This window comes from uncultured Gemella sp., assembly GCF_963515875.1.
In the GTDB taxonomy this organism is placed as follows: domain Bacteria; phylum Bacillota; class Bacilli; order Staphylococcales; family Gemellaceae; genus Gemella.
Window position 1 is genome coordinate 41,006 of the sequence record NZ_CAUPZX010000004.1, and the last position, 16,994, is coordinate 57,999.

The window sequence follows — 16,994 nt, forward strand, 5'->3', positions numbered from 1 at the left end:
TAAGGGAAATGATTATCGGAGTACCAAAAGAAATAAAAAACAATGAAAGTAGAGTGTCTGCTATACCTGGAGTAGTAAATGAGTTAGTACTAGATGGACACACTGTTTACGTGGAAAAAGGAGCAGGTTTAGCTTCAGGAATTACGGATTCGGAGTATGAGAAAGCAGGAGCAATTTTATTAGAAAATGCAGAGGATGTTTGGAATAAATCAGACTTGATTTATAAAGTAAAAGAACCTATTTCATCAGAGTACAAATATTTTAGAAAAGGACTAATAATTTATACTTATTTACATTTAGCAGCAGATTCAGAATTAACAAAAGCGATGGTAGAATCAGGTACTATCGGTATTGCGTTTGAGACAGTAAAAGTAGGAAGAACATTACCATTATTGAGACCAATGAGTGAAATAGCAGGAAGAATGGCTATTCAAGAAGGAACTAGATTCTTATCTAAAGTACAAGGCGGTAAAGGTAAGTTATTACAAGGTGTACCTGGAGTGCAACCAGGGCATGTGGTTGTTATAGGAGCAGGTGTAGCTGGAACTGCGGCAGCAACAGCAGCAGCAGGTCTTGGAGCACGCGTTACAATGCTTGACGTTAATTTAGATCGACTAACAGAATTGTCTCATATCTTTGGAGGTAAAGTAGAAACAGTTTACTCTAATAAATTAAATATTGCTAATGCTATAAAAACAGCAGATCTAGTAGTAAGTACAGTGTTAATTCCAGGGGCTAAAGCACCAAAACTTGTAACGAAAGAGATGATTAAAGATATGCCAGATGGTGGTGTTATTGTAGACGTAGCGATTGACCAAGGTGGAACAACTGAATATACTGAAGGTCGTCCTACAAGCCACGATAAACCTATTTTCGTAGAAGAAGGAGTACTTCATTATTCAGTGGCTAATATACCTGGTGCTGTAGCAGAAACTGCAACGTATGCATTGTGTAACGCAACTGCTAAGTATGTAAAAGTTATAGCGAAACTAGGAGTTAAAGAAGCAGTAGTAAGATTCCCAGAGTTAGTACCTGGAGTAAACGTAGCTAATGGGAAAGTAACATTTAAAGCTGTTGCAGATGATTTAGGATATGAATACACTCCAGTAGAGCAAGCTTTGTAATATAATAATAAAAATCAAAAATATAAAATAGTTATATTGTAGAGAAAGTGGGATTGACTCTAAAGTACTAGATTTTGAGATAGTTTACATAAAGACTCATAGACGCAGTGATTTATTGATATCTAAATTCCCTTTATAAAAGCTTTTTAGACATTTAATACGCTTTGCGGGGGGTGACTCAACAAAATCGATTTCTGAGTCACTCCCACTTCTTTCTTAGAAGCATATAGCAAATAAAATATAAAGTTCAATATATTATTTTATTAAGTTATTTATTAATCTTTTTTTCTTTACTTACATAAGTAGAAGACATAGTAGTAAATATTATTTAACTATGGTATAATTAGTAAATAATATTAATAGGGGAGAATATTTATTTAAAATTAGGAGGATATTTATGAGCGTTTTTAGAAAAAAATCAATTGACTCAATTTTAGCAGAATCTAAAAACAAAACGTTAACTCCAACGATGAAAACTATGGACTTGGTTTTATTCGGAATTGGAGCGATTATTGGATCGGGTATTTTGGTATTAACAGGGAAAGCTTCAGCAGAAGCCGGACCGGCAGTAGTGTTCTCATTCTTAATCGCAGGGTTAGCGTGTTGTTTAGCAGCACTTTGTTATGCAGAATTAGCATCAACAATACCATCAAGTGGTAGTACTTATACATATTTATATGTTTCAGTTGGTGAAATTGTAGCTTATACTATAGGATGGGTGTTAATAGGAGGATATGTCTTAACAGCCGCAACGGTAGCTAATGGATGGTCGAGTTACTTCTCACGTTTATTAGCGGGATTAGGAGTTGAAATTCCAAAAGAGTTTTATACTTTACCTGCATTAGGAGGCTATGGAAATATTCCAGCTATTATCATTGTACTTTTAATTACTTTTATACTATCTAAAGGAACATCAAGTAGTAAACTTGTTAATAACTTGATGGTAGCAGCAAAAGTTGGTATTGTAGTTCTATTCATCGTTGTAGGAGTATTCTATGTAGAACCAACAAACTGGACTAATAACTTCGCACCTTCTGGGTTTTCTGGAGTTATGTTAGCAGCAACTACAGTGTTCTTCGCATATTTAGGGTTTGATGCGATTTCGACTTCAGCAGAAGAAACAATCAATCCAGAAAAAGCTTTGCCAAAAGCTATTATTATCACAATGTTAATTTGTACAACATTCTATATCTTAGTATGTTTAGTACTTACTGGTGTTGTTGAGTATAGCAGACTTGGTACTGGAGATGCATTAGCATTCGTATTAGAAGAAGTAGGACAAAACAAAGTAGCTGGTATCGTTTCTCTTGGAGCCGTTATTGGTCTTATGGCTGGTATCTTATCATTCATGTATGCTGGAATCCGTATTACATATACAATCGCACGTGATGGACTATTACCAGAAGGATTAACAAAAGTTAACTCTAATAAAGTACCTAGTACGGTAACATGGGGATTAGGAATTCTAACGGCTTTACTGGCAGGATTCTTACCTTTAGGAAAACTAGCAGATCTTGCTAACGTTGCATCAATTATTGCATTTGCATTGGTAAGTTACACAACTATTGTTTTCTACAAAAAATTCCCAGATTTAAAACGTGGATTTAAAGTTCCTGGTATGCCAGTATTACCAATTATTTCTATAATCCTATTTGGTGCATTATTATATAGTGTAACATTAACAACATGGATTATCTTTGTTGTATGGGTTATTGTAGGTATGATCGTTTACTTCACATTCTCATATAAAAATAGTAAACTAAGATAACAAAATAGAGAGGCTATAGCGTTTGGCTATAGTCTCTTTAAATAATATTACTAAAATTATTATCTTCTACAAATTAGACCAAAGGTTACGTTTGTTACTTTTGGCTTTATTTTGTGCTTTCTTATAACGTTCAAGATATCTAACATCTGGTGGATGAACATATTTAATTTCAGCTAAACCTGCAGTTAATAGTTCTTCTTGGACACTTTTTCCATCGGCATAAACATAACATAAACCTCTATGATACTTATCTTCTTTTTGATATACATCAAATTCAATTTCTACAGTCTTAGCATTCTGTAAAAGTTTACCATTAAGTTCACTTGCTTCTGGTCCATATTTTTGCACTTTGACACCAGGTTTAACAGTTTCAGGAGTATCGATTAGTAAATATCTAATTTTCAAATCTTTATTATTAAATTTCACTATAATTGTATCTCCATCAATTTTTTTTATGAATTTGACCTTATACCTAGTATTATCTCCCTTAACTAGAATACCATTTATAGTTGTTTCCTTATAGTTTTCCCCGTGTGAATTATAAATGGTTAGTATTAATGATGAAATACCAACAAATAGTATAAAAAATATTATAAAAACTTTCTTATTCATAAAAACACCTCCCTTATTAATAATTTTAGCACTTTTGATTGAGGTTATAAAGGGATAGGATATAAATAAATTGTAAAATTCAAACTAAAAGAGAATGGAAAAAACAATAAAGGACTTACCTTAATCATAACTCAGGTAAATCCTTTTTATATATTTCTACTTCATTATCTCCTCAATAATCATTTCTAACTTCATAGATCGACTAGCTTTGAATAAGATAACTTCGTTTTTATGTTTGTTATTTTTTAGATATTCACTGACTTCTGCAGTTGTAGGGAAGTGTAGTGTTTTTATTTTATCGTTTTTAATTTGTTTAGTAATGTTTTCAGCTAATTCTCCAACGCTAATTACTAGGTTAATATCTTTTGTATTGTTAGAAATGTATTCACCGACATCTCCATGGAAGTTAATTTCATTTGGGCCAAGTTCAAACATACTTCCTAATACTAGAGTTTTATAATCAAAATCATCAAAGCTATTTACAACATCAACAGCAGCTTTCATAGATGTAGGGCTAGCATTATAAGCATCGTTGATAATTAGAGAATCCTCTTTGTAAGAGATGCTTTGTAGACGCATTCCTGTGATTTCAACTGTATTTTCAATAGTTTTTCGAATTTCTTCGTTTGTTAATCCGATTTTACTTGCGATTGCTATTGCGAACATAATGTTATATAAATTATGTTTACCTTTTAATTTAGTAAAGTAATGTTCCTCACTTATATTTAGTTTGAAATCAATCTTATCACGAGCAATAGTATAATTTTCTAAAATAATATCATTATAGCTATTTTCACCGCAAGCTGTAGCCTTAACATCAGATGATTCTACTAATGTTTTTAGAAGTATCTCATCTCCATTATAAACGAAATATCCGTCTTTTTTCATGCTGTTAGTAATTTCAAACTTAGCTTTAGCAATTCCTTCTCGTGATTTGAAGAATTCAATGTGACTTTCACCGATATTAGTAATTACTGTATAATCAGGTTCAACCATTTTTGATAAGAAGTCTAATTGACCAAATCCATCGGCTCCCATTTCAAGTACTAGTATTTCACTGTCCTCTGGTGCTGCAAGAATAGTTAATGGTACTCCAAGTTCATTATTAAAGTTTCCTTGTGTTTTGTGAACTTTAAATTTTGTAGAAAGGACACTAGTAATAATATCTTTTGTCGTAGTTTTTCCATTGCTACCTGTAATAGCGACAGTTTTAGCTTTTAAGCTATTTAGATAGTGTTTTGCTAAAGTTTGAATAGCTTCATAGCTATCATTAACATAGATAATATTATTATCAGATTCAAAATCCTCTTTTAGCGATAAACATGCTGCTGCACCTTTTTCAAAGGCACTTTTTATATAATTGTGACCATCTACATTTTCACCTAAGAAAGGGATGAATAAATCCCCTTTTTTAACTTTTCTGCTGTCAATAGCGATGCCAGTAATTTCTACGTCTCTAGTAATATTTACCTTTTTTGCATTTAATATTTTTTCTAAATCTGTAACTAAATATTTCATGGTTAATCCTATTCTTCAGTTAATAAGTTTTTACGATCTTCATAACGTTCAACAGCTAGTGCGAATAGTTCTTCGATAATTTCAGAATAACTTACATTCATATTTGCCCATAGCGAAGGGAACATTGAGAATGGAGTAAATCCTGGCATTGTATTTACTTCGTTAATGAAAATTTCTCCTTCTTTTGTATAGAAGAAGTCAGCACGTACTAATCCAGACCCGCTAATTGCACGGAAAGCAGTTGTTGCCATTTCTCTAAATTTAGGATATAGGGTAGTATCTATAGGAGCTGGAATATCCATACGTGATTGTCCATCAGTATATTTTGTCTCATAATCGTAGAATTCAGTAGTTGAAATATTTACGATTTCTCCAGGATCTGTAGTTTTAATCTCATTATAACCTAAAACTGCAACCTCGATTTCTTTAGCACCTACGGCACCTTGTTCTACTACGATTTTTTTATCAAATTTAAGAGCTTCTTCGATACCGCTAACTAAAGCTGCTTCATCGTTACAACGACTAATACCTACTGAAGATCCTAAATTTGCAGGCTTAACAAACACAGGATAATTTAGTTTTTCAGTAATTTCAGAAATAATAGCTTCTTTTTTATTTTTCCATGTATACTCGATAAAGTGAACGTAAGGAAGTTGAGGTAAATCATATGCTGCGAATAATTGTTTCATAACGACCTTGTCCATACCAGCAGCACTAGATAGAACGTTATTACCAACATAAGCAATGTCCATTATTTCTAATAGTCCTTGAATAGTTCCATCCTCACCATTTGGTCCATGAAGAACAGGGAATACAATATCAAACTTGCGTCCATCTTCGAATAGTAATCCGCTAATATCATTATCAAAATTTGAGAATACTAGGTTGTGTTGATCTGTTACTTCAGAAGTTATTTTTTCTCCACGAGCCCAAGCGCCTTCTAATGAGATAAAGATTGGGAATACATTGTATTTTTCTTTGTCAATTGCGTTAATTATAGATTTTGCTGTTAATAGTGATACAGAGTGTTCAGCACTTTTACCACCGTATATAATTCCAATATTTTGTTTAGTCATGTTTTAATCTCCTAAGAAATAAAAATTGTATTTGTTTTATTAGTTTTCATAGTGGTATAACACTATGATTTTCTTTTAAATTGAATTTTTTACTAACTAATGTAATATCAATCAAAAGTTATACCACTTATTATATCACAAAATTTAAAAAGTAGAGTAGTTTTATAAGTTATCTAAAGAAATTTTTTAAAATTATTAGAATATTTTGCTAAAAGTTATAAAAAAGAATGATTCAAAAATAAATTTTTATATTCGAATCATTCAGTATCAATTAGATAATTGTTAAATATTTTATATGATATATGAGAAAAATAAGTTTATTATTTAGTAATACTTTGGTATTAATAGTAAAGTAAAATGTTTTCTATTTACTAAATCTGAATTTATAATATTTGAAATAATATGCTTATTCTAATTTATATAGTCGCTTAGAGTTTATATTTTTCCTTAAGTTCTGCAATAGTATCACGTAGTTTCGCAGCTTGTTCAAATTCGAATTTTTCTGCTGCAGCAAACATTTGTTGTTCTAGTTCTGCTAAATGTTCTTCAATATTGTCATCAGTAATGTTAGTAGTTTCTTCAAGTTCCAGAACTTCTTCGTCTTTAATGACCTCTTTTTTAGGGCTAATAGAATCTCGAATATCTTTGATAATTGTTTGAGGAATTATTCCGTGTTCTTCATTATAAGCCATTTGAATCTCACGACGACGATTTGTTTCATCGATTGCTTTTTTCATACTTTTTGTAATATTATCAGCGTACATAATTACTCGTCCATTAGCGTTACGAGCAGCACGTCCAATGGTTTGAAGAAGTGCCTTATCCCCACGTAAAAATCCTTCTTTATCAGCATCTAAAATAGCAACAAGAGAAACTTCAGGAATATCTAAACCTTCACGCAGTAGGTTGATACCGATAAGAATATCAAACTTACCTAGGCGCAGATTTCTAATTATTTCTGTACGTTCTAATGTTTTTATATCAGAATGAAGATATTCAACTTTTAGTCCATTTTCTTTCAGATAAGCAGTAAGAGATTCTGCCATTTTCTTCGTAAGAGTAGTGATTAGAACACGTTCGCCCTTAGCGATAATTTTCTCAGCTTCTTTTGTTATGTCAAATACTTGATCACTAACTGGTCGTATATCTATGATTGGATCTAACAATCCTGTAGGACGAATAATTTGTTCAGTGATTTTTGAGCTATTTTCTAATTCATAATCACCGGGTGTTGCAGATACAAAAATTGCTTGATTAAGTTTTTTCTCAAATTCCTCGAAGTTTAGTGGTCTATTATCTAAAGCTGTAGGTAATCTAAATCCATAATCTACAAGTACTTGCTTTCGAGCTCTATCTCCATTAAACATACCACGTACCTGAGGAAGGGTAACATGCGATTCATCAACAACTAAAAGCCAATCATCTGGGAAGTAGTCTAGTAAAGTATAGGGTGTACTACCAGGTTCACGTAATGTAAGATGAAGAGAGTAGTTCTCTATACCAGAACAAAAGCCCATTTCTTCCATCATCTCTAAGTCGTAGTTAGTGCGTTGTTCAAGACGCTGAGCTTCTAAAAGTTTATTTTCCATATTTAATACTTTTAATCTATCTTCAAGTTCAGCTCGTATTCTCTTAATAGCCTTTTTAGTTTTTTCGTCTCCAGCTACGAAGTGACTGGCAGGATAAATTGCTATATGCTCAAGTTCACTTAACACTTCTCCAGTTAATGGATTAATCTCACGAATGCGATCGATTTCATCACCGAACATCTCAATACGAACAGAATTTTCACTACGAGAAGCAGGGAATATTTCGATTACATCACCACGAACTCTAAATGTACCACGCGTAAATTCAATATCATTTCTCATATACTGAATACTTATAAGTTTTTCTAATATTTTATTACGAGAAATTTCATCACCAACTCGCAATGAAAGCACAAGAGAAGAATATTCCTCAGGAGATCCAAGACCATATATACAGCTAACACTTGAAACAATAATTACATCATCACGATCAAATAGAGAAGATGTTGCGCTATGGCGTAGTTTATCGATTTCATCATTTACTGATGAGTCTTTTTCTATATACGTATCTGTCGAAGGAACATACGCTTCTGGTTGAAAGTAGTCATAGTATGAAACAAAGTACTCAACTCGGTTGTTTGGGAAAAATTCTTTTAGCTCATTGTATAATTGTCCAGCTAGTGTTTTATTATGAGCTAGAACTAAAGTAGGTTTTCCTACATTTCTGACGATATTAGCTATAGTGAAAGTTTTTCCCGTACCAGTAGCTCCAAGTAATGTTTGATATTTTTCTCCATTATTTAATCCATCTGTAAGTTCAGCGATAGCGTTTATCTGATCACCTTTTGGATCATACTTACTCTGAAGATCAAAATCAACGTGTAATCTATTAATTTCCAAAAAATCACTCCTTATCAAGTATATGTTTGTTGAGAATCTGTAGCTAACTCAACAATTTTTCTAAATTTTCATTTTTAGTTACTACAATATTATAATATAGATAGTTTGATAGTTAAAGTGAAAGAAATTAACAATTTATATTTATATTTTTAAAAATCAAATCTGAATAAATATCTATAAACATTATATATCAATGGAATAGCTAGTATTACTATGTTATAATAATTATATAGGAGATTAAAATTAAACATATTTGGGAGGTATGTAAATATGAGAAAAGTTAGACATGAGCATGTAAAACCAACTGAAGATTTAGTAGCGAAGAAAATATTCTCAAATACTGAAATAACATCAGCCTTTGTCAGTGATATTCTAGGATTATCGGTTAAATGTTCGAAAATATTAGATGGTACTCAGATTCATTCAAGTTTTGAAGATGAGATATTACTATATAATACATCATTAGATGTTTTAGCTGAGTTAGATGACGGTACACAAGTTATTATAGAAATACAAGTAGCTAAGCAGTTGGAATTTTTAAAAAGATTGTGGGTATATATATGTAATCAGGTATCAAAAAATATGGATACAATAAGATTACAACTAGGACGAACTAATCCAATATATTCAGAATTGATACCAGTATATTCAGTTTCAATTTTGGAAAAAAATTATTTTGATGATGATAGAGCTATACGAAGTTTTAGTCTAAGGAATGATGATACAAATGAACAACTAAAAGTCGATGTAAAAGGAATAAAAGAAAAAAGAAGTTTAATAACTATGGCATTTTTGGAGTTAGATAAATATAATCCAGATATAAATGAGAATTATAATAAAAAGAGATGGTTAGAGTTGTTTTCTAATCAACCGTTTACGCAAGGACAGGATGAAATTATCGAAAGTGCAGATAGTTTAATGGAGTATAAAAATTGGAGTGAGGAGGAAAAAACTATGTATGATGAGAAGACAAGGAAATATGATGCATATGTTGATGCATTGCAATATAAGTTTGTAGAAGGAATAGAACAAGGAATAGAACAAGGAAGAAGTGAAGAGCGAAAGAATTCAATAGCTAGATTTATAAAATACGTAAAATTAGGAGTGATTTCCAAAGAAGATGCCTGCCTAGATTTAGGAATGACAGAAAAAGAGTTAGAACTATATTTGTAGTGAGAAATCTGTAAAATTGTGGTTATAATTTATTGTATGATCAAAAATTGTATATAAAAATTGAGAGTAATATAGAGTTATAGTTTGAACAAATTAATTCTAATAGTTACTCTCATTTATTTGTAGACTGTGAGAATCTGTTCTTAAATAAAGAAGCGGAATTAATTCATTATTTTAATTACAATTGAAGTTTTTATCAATATATCACAAATGGCAAAATTAATACCATAATTTCAATCATTTCTACTATATTTTATTTTGTTTTTTTGATTGTATATGTTAATATAGTATAGTATGAAAAAAAGGAGGAAGTAATGGATACACAAAAAATTATATATACTTCACCAAAAAGTGAGAGAATTGACAAATTTATACAACAAGAATTAGTAGATGTTTCAAGAACTAATATCCAAAACTTAATTTCTGAAGGTTATATAAAAGTAGATGGGAATAATATTAAAACAAATTTTAAATTAAAAGATGGGAATGTTATTACTATTGATTATAAAGAACCTGAGGAATTAGATGTAGTGAAACAAGATATTCCTATAGATATTGTTTATGAAGATAATGATTTAATTATCGTAAACAAAGCAAAAGGTATGGTTGTTCATCCGTCGGTTGGGCATAAAGATGGAACTCTAGTAAATGCGTTATTATTCCATAGTGAACTATCAAGTATCAATGGTACTATCAGACCAGGTATTGTTCACAGAATTGATAAAGATACATCAGGTTTATTAATAGTTGCGAAAAATGACAAAGCTCATGTTAAGTTATCGGAAATGATTGCTAATAAAGACGTTAAGAGAAAATACTATGCGTTAGTTCATGGTAGTATCAAACACGACTATGGAACGATTGATGCACCGATTGCTCGTAATCCGAAAGAACGAAAAGAAATGGCGATTATCGACGAAGGGAAACCATCTATCACACATTTCAAAGTTGTAGATAGGTTCGAAAAATATACGCTTATCGAATGTGAATTAGAAACTGGACGTACTCACCAGATTAGAGTACATATGAAATATATTAATCACCCATTAGTAGGAGATCCAGTTTATGGTCCAAGAAAAACATTAAACACTAATGGGCAAGCACTTCATTCAAAAAGTATTGAATTTAATCATCCAATCACAGGTGAACACTTATACTTCGAAACAGAAATACCAGAGTATATGGTAGAAACAATGGCGAAGTTAGATAAATAACTATTTATTAATACAGAAATTACTCCAAAAGTTAAGTATTTGCTTGATTTTGGAGTTTTATTTAATTAGTATGTGTACTAGTATAATGAAGTATAAATTATTATAAATTAAAAAAGTAAAAATTTTAAAAAAACTTAATATTTAAAACATGTAATTTAACTATAATAATTGTAAAACTAACTATGTATACGTTAACAAAGAAGCTTGTAATATCAAAGTTTTTGGAGATTAATGTGTTAAATCAAAATAAATAATTTATTAAATTGAAAATTATTGTAGAAAATAGTTTATTTTTTCTAAAAAGTGTAGTATTATAATATATATATTAGTAGTTATTTAAGGAGGACAAATAACATGGTATTAGTACCAGCAAAAGATATGCTTGTAAAAGCAAGAAAAGAAGGATATGCAGTAGGGCATTTCAACATTAACAACTTAGAATGGACAAAAGCTATTTTAGCAGCTTGTGAAGAAGCTAAAAGTCCAGTGATCCTAGGAGTAAGTGAAGGAGCAGTTAAATACATGACTGGATTCAGAACTGTAGCAGCTATGGTTGAAGCTATGGTAGAAGAAATGAAAATCACAGTTCCTGTTGCATTACACTTAGACCACGGTTCATACGAAGGAACTCAAAAAGCAATCGAAGCTGGATTTAGTTCAGTAATGTTCGACGGATCTCACTATCCATTCGAAGAAAACATTGCTAAATCTAAAGAAATGATCGCTTTAGCTCACTCTAAAGGTCTTTCAATCGAGTGTGAAGTTGGTTCAATCGGTGGAGAAGAAGATGGAGTTATCGGTAGCGGTGAATTAGCTGATCCAAACGAATGTAAAACAATGGCTGACTTAGGAATTGACTTCCTAGCTGCAGGTATTGGTAACATCCACGGTAAATACCCAGAAAACTGGGCTGGATTAAGCTTTGAAACATTAGAAAAAATTTCTAACATTACTGGAGGAATTCCTTTAGTATTACACGGTGGTTCAGGTATCCCAACTGAGCAAATCCAAAAAGCTATCTCTCTAGGAGTATCTAAAGTTAACGTTAACACTGAATGTCAATTAGCGTTTGCTGAAGCTACACGTAAATATATTGAAGAAGGTGGAGATCAAAAACCTAAAGGTTTCGACCCTCGTAAATTATTAAACCCTGGATTTGAAGCTATTAAAGCTATGGTTCACGAAAAAATCGACATCTTCGGTTCAAGAAACAAAGCATAATAACTACGCAATAGATTAAGAAAGGCTCGTGCTTTGCATGAGTCTTTTATTTTTATAAAGTTTGGAGGAAATTCTATGAAAGAAACGATAAATTATTTGAAAAAATTGACTAGTATTGTATCGCCAACAGGTTATACTAAAGAAATTGCTGATTATTTAGTTAAAGAATTAAGTGAATTAGGTTATTCACCTGTTCGTACTAATAAAGGTGGAGTGAATGTAGTAGTTGAAGGAGAGGATAATACAAAACATCGTGTAGTTACGGCTCATGTAGATACATTAGGAGCTATGGTAAGAGCAATTAAACCAGATGGACGCTTAAAAATGGCAAAAATTGGTGGATATCCTTGGAATATGATAGAAGGAGAAAACTGCTTAGTTCACGTAGCAAGTACTGGTAAAACAGTTAGTGGAACAATCTTAGTTCATCAAACTAGTACACACGTGTATAAGGATGCCGGAACTGTTGAACGTTCAGAGGATAATATGGAAGTTAGATTAGATGAAAAAGTGAGAAATGCTCAACAGACACGTGACTTAGGAATAGATGTAGGTGATTACATTAGTTTTGATCCTCGTACTGTAATTACTGATACAGGATTTATAAAAAGTCGTTTCTTAGATGACAAAGTCAGTGCAGCCATTCTTCTAGATTTATTAAGAAAATATAAAGATGAAAATATTAAACTACCATATACTACACATTTTATGTTCAGTGTGTTTGAAGAAGTAGGTCATGGAGCGAACTCAAATCTACCAAAAGAAGCTGTAGAATATCTTGCAGTAGATATGGGAGCTATGGGAGATGATCAACAGACAGATGAATATACGGTATCAATCTGTGTGAAAGATGCGAGTGGTCCTTATAACTATGAATTCCGTAACCACTTAGTTGAGCTAGCTAAGGAAAACAGTATAGATTATAAATTGGATATTTATCCATATTATGGTAGTGATGCGTCAGCTGCGATGCGTGCAGGAGCCGAGGTAAAACACGCACTGTTAGGAGCTGGTATAGAATCAAGTCACTCATATGAGAGAACACATATAGACTCAGTATGTGAAACATATAAGTTAGTTGATGTGTATTTAAGAAGTGAATTAATTAAGTAGATATTAATAATATAACCCCGAATTGTTAGATTGAAAATTCTAGCTTTTTGGGGTTTAATTATTGGAAGTAACATGAAAATCATGTTTTAGTGAAAGTGATTTATAATGTCTTTCACAAAGTTAATAATAAAATATGAAAAACTTACTACTAATAATAATATAAACAAGATTATATAAATAGCAGAATATTTTATACCGGTATATTTAAAGTTAGGTATGTAGTTGATTAACATTCGCATTAATTCTTTATATATGCTATACTTTAAGTAATAAGGCAAGGGAGTGAATAAAATGGAAGAACGACATAAAAATATAAAACCAATTTATGATTTGGTTGTTAAAAAAGTATTTTGTAACGAGGCAGTAGCATTGCAATTTGTACAAGATATTTTCGATCTATCGGCAAAAAGCGCAAAACTAATTGGTGGCGATAAAATATTTCGAGCTAATAGTAATGTAGAAGATGATTTTAATATAGCTGTTGATATACTTGTTGAACTAGATAACCACGCACAAGTTATAATCGAAGTGCAATTAGCTAAGCAGGCATTCTTTATGAATCGCATCTGGGCTTACCTATGCAAACAGGTTAATGACAATATCGAAAGGTTAAAACAAAACGAAGAAGAAAGACACGCTATTTATAAAAAACTACCACCAGTTTATGTAGCTGCAATAGTCGATAGAAACTACTTTGAAGGTGATGATCCTATAAGTACTTTTTTAATCAAAGAAGAAACAAGAAACACCGAGCTGAAAATGTATGTAGACAATGACATAAAAGAGATGCCGTTATTAAAAATCGTATTTTTAGAACTTAAAAAATACAAACCAGAATTAAAAGAAAGTTATAATAAAGTTCGCTGGTTAGAATTTTTCGGCAACAAGAAGTACACAAGTGAACCTGGTGAAGTAATTGATCAAGCCGATGATTTACTTAATGTTAGAAACTGGACTAAGGAGGAAAAAGATATGTATGATGAAAGAACAAGACAATTAGATCATCAATGGGCGACGTACGCATATGCACGTGAAGAAGGAATAGAATATGGTATGCAACGAGGAATGGAGCAAGGAATTCAACAAGGAATGCAACGAGGAATGGAACAAGGAATTCAACAAGGTATGCAACAAGGAATGGAGCAAGGAATGGAACAAGGAATTCAACAAGGAATGGAACGAGGGAAAATAGGTACAATAGTAAACCTAGTGAAAGAAGGAATAATAGCAAAAGAAGTAGGAGCAGAAAAGCTAAATATAACAGAGAAAGAGTTTGAATCCTATTTGCAGGAGATGTAAATATATGTATGATGAAAGAACAGGACAATTAGATCATCAATGGGCGACGTACGCATATGCACGTGAAGAAGGAATAGAATATGGAATGCAACGAGGAATTCAACAAGGTATGCAACAAGGAATGGAACGAGGGAAAATAGGTACAATAGTAAACTTAGTGAAAGAAGGAATAATAGCAAAAGAAGTAGGAGCGAAAAAGCTAAACATAACAGAGAAAGAGTTTGAATCCTATTTGCAGGAGATGTAAATATATGTATGATGAAAGAACAGGACAATTAGATCATCAATGGGCGACGTACGCATATGCACGTTAAGAGTAAGTAAGATCGCGATTGATTTAGTGTTAGCCTAAGCTAGTTCAGAAGTCGAGGTAAAACACGCTCTATTAGGTGCTGGTATAGAATCGAGTCACTCATATGAAAGAACACAAATAGACTCAGTACGTGAAACACCTAAGTTAGTTGATGTGTATTTACTAAGTAAGTTAATAAAACAAATATAAACAATAATGAGTACTTTAATATAATGTTTAGTTTAGTTAGATGATAGTACATATTAATTACCTAAGCTATAGCATAGGGATTAGTTAATTGATAAGTATTATATAAAAAAACTAAAACAGTTAGTAAATAGCACTTTTGTATTATATTTTAGCAAAAAATAATAAAAAACTTAAGAAAAAGCCTTGACTTTTAAAGTGAAAATCAATATAATAACTATATACGATAATCTGTCGTATAAAAATCAAAAAAATTATTATTTAAAAGGAGACTTAATACTATGAAAAAACAAGTATTATTATCAGTATTTGCTGCTTCTCTTTTTGCAGCACCAGTAGCATTAGCTAATGGAGAATTAGGTGCAAACCGTACTACAGAAACAGCAGGTTTCTACGCTGACACTACTAAAGAAGCTACAGTTGGAGAAATCAAAGCAGAAAACGATAAAGATTTAGGACGCGTTGCTGAAGAGTTAACTCGTGGAGCTAACAAACTTAAAAACGGTGAAAACCTTAAAGTTGACAAAGGTGAAGCTGTTAAAGCACCTGCTGCAAAAGCTGGACAAAAAACTTTACCAAAAACTCACGCAGTTAAATAATACTGATACAAGTATATAGAAAAGGATGTTTGTAAATTCAAACTCCTTTTTTTATTTCGCAAAATTTTGGTTGTAGGTTGTATTGGGAGTGACTCAAAAATTATATTTTAAAGAAATTGATTTTGTCGAGTCACTCCCTTTCAACCATAAATTTAATATATAGCAAAAAACCAGATAAGCATATGCTCTATCTGGTTTCTTTTATTTTTGTTGCTACTATTGTTCCAAGTGCAGCTATTATAGCTGAAGCATAGAATACATATGATGTACTAATATCCCAAATTGCACCCATTAAATATAGCCCTACAGCCATGCTTAGTTGGAAGCAAATTGCAGTATATAAATTTTGCATATCGATAATTTCTTTATTATCATAATCTTTATTAAGTATTAAGATAAATGCGATGTGCGCTACTGCGAATGTTATCGCATGAAATGTTTGCATAACGGTAAAAATATAGATATTTTGAAACATTGCTAATGCCGCCCAACGTACAACAGCTCCAACTCCTGCGAAGATTAGTAAACTTTTTGGTTTAATTCTTTTAACTAATCTTCTTGAGAATATAAAGAAAATTATTTCTGCTATTACCGATACATTAAGAATTACTCCAGATAACCATTTTGCTGATATATTCATACTTTCTAGATATAGGGCATTGTAATTATTATATGCCGTATGAGAAAGTTGATACAAGAATATAGTTATAATAAGTAATATTGCGTTTTTATCTTTCAATACCCAAGCGTATAAGTTTTCATTGCTATGCGATGAACTATCATCTAAGTTAATATTTTTTACAAGTTTTGGTTGTGGAAGGAACATAAATATAAAGAAGATTCCAATTAATATTATTAGAATATAATATAATGCACCGTTTCCTACATAACTAAGGATACCCCCGATAAAAATACCGATAACGGTATATCCGAGAGATCCATAAGTTCTAGCCTTACCATAGTCAATGTTTTCTTCTCGCAAAAATAGTGATGCTAAACCTTCGACAAGAGGATTGACCATGAAATAAATCATACCGAATAAAAATGTAATTAATCCAAGTAATAACTTTTCATTTGTAAATTCATAACTTATCGCAAGAATAAGACCGACACCGACTGACAATTTTAAAGCAATATCAAAATTATATTTCTTTATCAAGTACGGAGTTAAGAATAATCCGCTTATAACCCTAGCTATAAAAAGCATTGAAAATACCGAGCTAGCTTCTAACACACTTAAGTTTTTTACTGATGTTAAGTACACCATCCAGAATGGTAAGAAAGTACCAGTAACTAAATACTGTATAAAATAGTTAGTTGATAACCAAGTTTTTGATGACATATTTACC

At 31.6% G+C, this 16,994-nt stretch carries 14 protein-coding genes; 9 read left to right on the forward strand and 5 right to left on the reverse strand.

What is annotated here, in order from left to right:
• Nucleotides 1-8 precede the first annotated feature (8 nt).
• Together ald and RWL85_RS01650 are read left to right on the forward strand one after the other, a co-directional pair.
• Nucleotides 9-1,124, forward strand: coding sequence for an alanine dehydrogenase (gene ald / locus RWL85_RS01645; RefSeq protein ID WP_314084171.1), 1,116 nt, complete (start codon nucleotides 9-11; stop codon nucleotides 1,122-1,124).
• Between the two features lie 397 nt (nucleotides 1,125-1,521).
• A complete protein-coding gene (locus RWL85_RS01650; protein ID WP_314084173.1) occupies nucleotides 1,522-2,892 on the forward strand; it encodes an amino acid permease in 1,371 nt (456 codons plus the stop codon).
• A gap of 66 nt (nucleotides 2,893-2,958) precedes the next feature.
• Here RWL85_RS01650 and RWL85_RS01655 read toward each other — a convergent pair whose 3' ends face one another.
• The 4 genes from RWL85_RS01655 to uvrB form a co-directional block, all read right to left on the reverse strand.
• Nucleotides 2,959-3,504: a thermonuclease family protein gene (locus tag RWL85_RS01655; protein WP_314084175.1), complete on the reverse strand. Its 546-nt coding sequence runs from the start codon at nucleotides 3,502-3,504 to the stop codon at nucleotides 2,959-2,961.
• A 156-nt stretch (nucleotides 3,505-3,660) separates the two neighbouring features.
• On the reverse strand, nucleotides 3,661-5,022 hold the full coding sequence (gene murF, locus RWL85_RS01660; protein ID WP_314084177.1) for a UDP-N-acetylmuramoyl-tripeptide--D-alanyl-D-alanine ligase: 1,362 nt from the start codon (nucleotides 5,020-5,022) through the stop codon (nucleotides 3,661-3,663).
• Nucleotides 5,023-5,030: 8 nt separating this feature from the next.
• A complete protein-coding gene (locus tag RWL85_RS01665; protein ID WP_314084178.1) occupies nucleotides 5,031-6,098 on the reverse strand; it encodes a D-alanine--D-alanine ligase in 1,068 nt (355 codons plus the stop codon).
• 428 nt (nucleotides 6,099-6,526) lie between these two features.
• A complete protein-coding gene (gene uvrB, locus RWL85_RS01670) occupies nucleotides 6,527-8,527 on the reverse strand; it encodes an excinuclease ABC subunit UvrB (protein WP_314084179.1) in 2,001 nt (666 codons plus the stop codon).
• Nucleotides 8,528-8,797: 270 nt separating this feature from the next.
• Between uvrB and RWL85_RS01675 the strand changes: the two genes are divergently transcribed.
• From RWL85_RS01675 to RWL85_RS01705, 7 genes are all read left to right on the forward strand, one after another.
• The gene (locus RWL85_RS01675) at nucleotides 8,798-9,700 is read left to right on the forward strand and encodes an Rpn family recombination-promoting nuclease/putative transposase (RefSeq protein ID WP_314084181.1); all 903 of its coding nucleotides are present in this window, start codon (nucleotides 8,798-8,800) and stop codon (nucleotides 9,698-9,700) included.
• A gap of 314 nt (nucleotides 9,701-10,014) precedes the next feature.
• Nucleotides 10,015-10,914 carry an RluA family pseudouridine synthase gene (locus RWL85_RS01680; RefSeq protein ID WP_314084183.1) on the forward strand — a complete coding sequence of 300 codons (900 nt, stop codon included), beginning with the start codon at nucleotides 10,015-10,017 and terminating at the stop codon, nucleotides 10,912-10,914.
• 354 nt (nucleotides 10,915-11,268) lie between these two features.
• Complete coding sequence (fba, locus tag RWL85_RS01685) at nucleotides 11,269-12,135, forward strand: class II fructose-1,6-bisphosphate aldolase (RefSeq protein WP_003145913.1); 867 nt, start codon at nucleotides 11,269-11,271, stop codon at nucleotides 12,133-12,135.
• A gap of 75 nt (nucleotides 12,136-12,210) precedes the next feature.
• Complete coding sequence (locus tag RWL85_RS01690; protein ID WP_314084185.1) at nucleotides 12,211-13,248, forward strand: M42 family metallopeptidase; 1,038 nt, start codon at nucleotides 12,211-12,213, stop codon at nucleotides 13,246-13,248.
• A gap of 291 nt (nucleotides 13,249-13,539) precedes the next feature.
• Complete coding sequence (locus tag RWL85_RS01695; RefSeq protein ID WP_314084187.1) at nucleotides 13,540-14,547, forward strand: PD-(D/E)XK nuclease family transposase; 1,008 nt, start codon at nucleotides 13,540-13,542, stop codon at nucleotides 14,545-14,547.
• Between the two features lie 4 nt (nucleotides 14,548-14,551).
• Nucleotides 14,552-14,794 carry a hypothetical protein gene (locus tag RWL85_RS01700; protein ID WP_314084188.1) on the forward strand — a complete coding sequence of 81 codons (243 nt, stop codon included), beginning with the start codon at nucleotides 14,552-14,554 and terminating at the stop codon, nucleotides 14,792-14,794.
• A 533-nt stretch (nucleotides 14,795-15,327) separates the two neighbouring features.
• On the forward strand, nucleotides 15,328-15,645 hold the full coding sequence (locus RWL85_RS01705; RefSeq protein WP_314084190.1) for an LPKTxAVK-anchored surface protein: 318 nt from the start codon (nucleotides 15,328-15,330) through the stop codon (nucleotides 15,643-15,645).
• Between the two features lie 187 nt (nucleotides 15,646-15,832).
• On the opposite strand, the gene RWL85_RS01710 is transcribed toward RWL85_RS01705, so the two are convergent.
• A complete protein-coding gene (locus RWL85_RS01710; RefSeq protein WP_314084192.1) occupies nucleotides 15,833-16,987 on the reverse strand; it encodes an MFS transporter in 1,155 nt (384 codons plus the stop codon).
• Nucleotides 16,988-16,994: the final 7 nt, after the last annotated feature.

What these genes read in the sequence shown, in the direction of transcription:
- ald (WP_314084171.1), top strand. Translation starts at nt 9, where the DNA reads ATGATTATCGGAGTACCAAAAGAAATAAAAAACAATGAAAGTAGAGTG.
- RWL85_RS01650 (WP_314084173.1), top strand. Translation starts at nt 1,522, where the DNA reads ATGAGCGTTTTTAGAAAAAAATCAATTGACTCAATTTTAGCAGAATCT.
- RWL85_RS01655 (WP_314084175.1), bottom strand. Translation starts at nt 3,504, where the DNA reads ATGAATAAGAAAGTTTTTATAATATTTTTTATACTATTTGTTGGTATT.
- murF (WP_314084177.1), bottom strand. Translation starts at nt 5,022, where the DNA reads ATGAAATATTTAGTTACAGATTTAGAAAAAATATTAAATGCAAAAAAG.
- RWL85_RS01665 (WP_314084178.1), bottom strand. Translation starts at nt 6,098, where the DNA reads ATGACTAAACAAAATATTGGAATTATATACGGTGGTAAAAGTGCTGAA.
- RWL85_RS01675 (WP_314084181.1), top strand. Translation starts at nt 8,798, where the DNA reads ATGAGAAAAGTTAGACATGAGCATGTAAAACCAACTGAAGATTTAGTA.
- RWL85_RS01680 (WP_314084183.1), top strand. Translation starts at nt 10,015, where the DNA reads ATGGATACACAAAAAATTATATATACTTCACCAAAAAGTGAGAGAATT.
- fba (WP_003145913.1), top strand. Translation starts at nt 11,269, where the DNA reads ATGGTATTAGTACCAGCAAAAGATATGCTTGTAAAAGCAAGAAAAGAA.
- RWL85_RS01690 (WP_314084185.1), top strand. Translation starts at nt 12,211, where the DNA reads ATGAAAGAAACGATAAATTATTTGAAAAAATTGACTAGTATTGTATCG.
- RWL85_RS01695 (WP_314084187.1), top strand. Translation starts at nt 13,540, where the DNA reads ATGGAAGAACGACATAAAAATATAAAACCAATTTATGATTTGGTTGTT.
- RWL85_RS01700 (WP_314084188.1), top strand. Translation starts at nt 14,552, where the DNA reads ATGTATGATGAAAGAACAGGACAATTAGATCATCAATGGGCGACGTAC.
- RWL85_RS01705 (WP_314084190.1), top strand. Translation starts at nt 15,328, where the DNA reads ATGAAAAAACAAGTATTATTATCAGTATTTGCTGCTTCTCTTTTTGCA.
- RWL85_RS01710 (WP_314084192.1), bottom strand. Translation starts at nt 16,987, where the DNA reads ATGTCATCAAAAACTTGGTTATCAACTAACTATTTTATACAGTATTTA.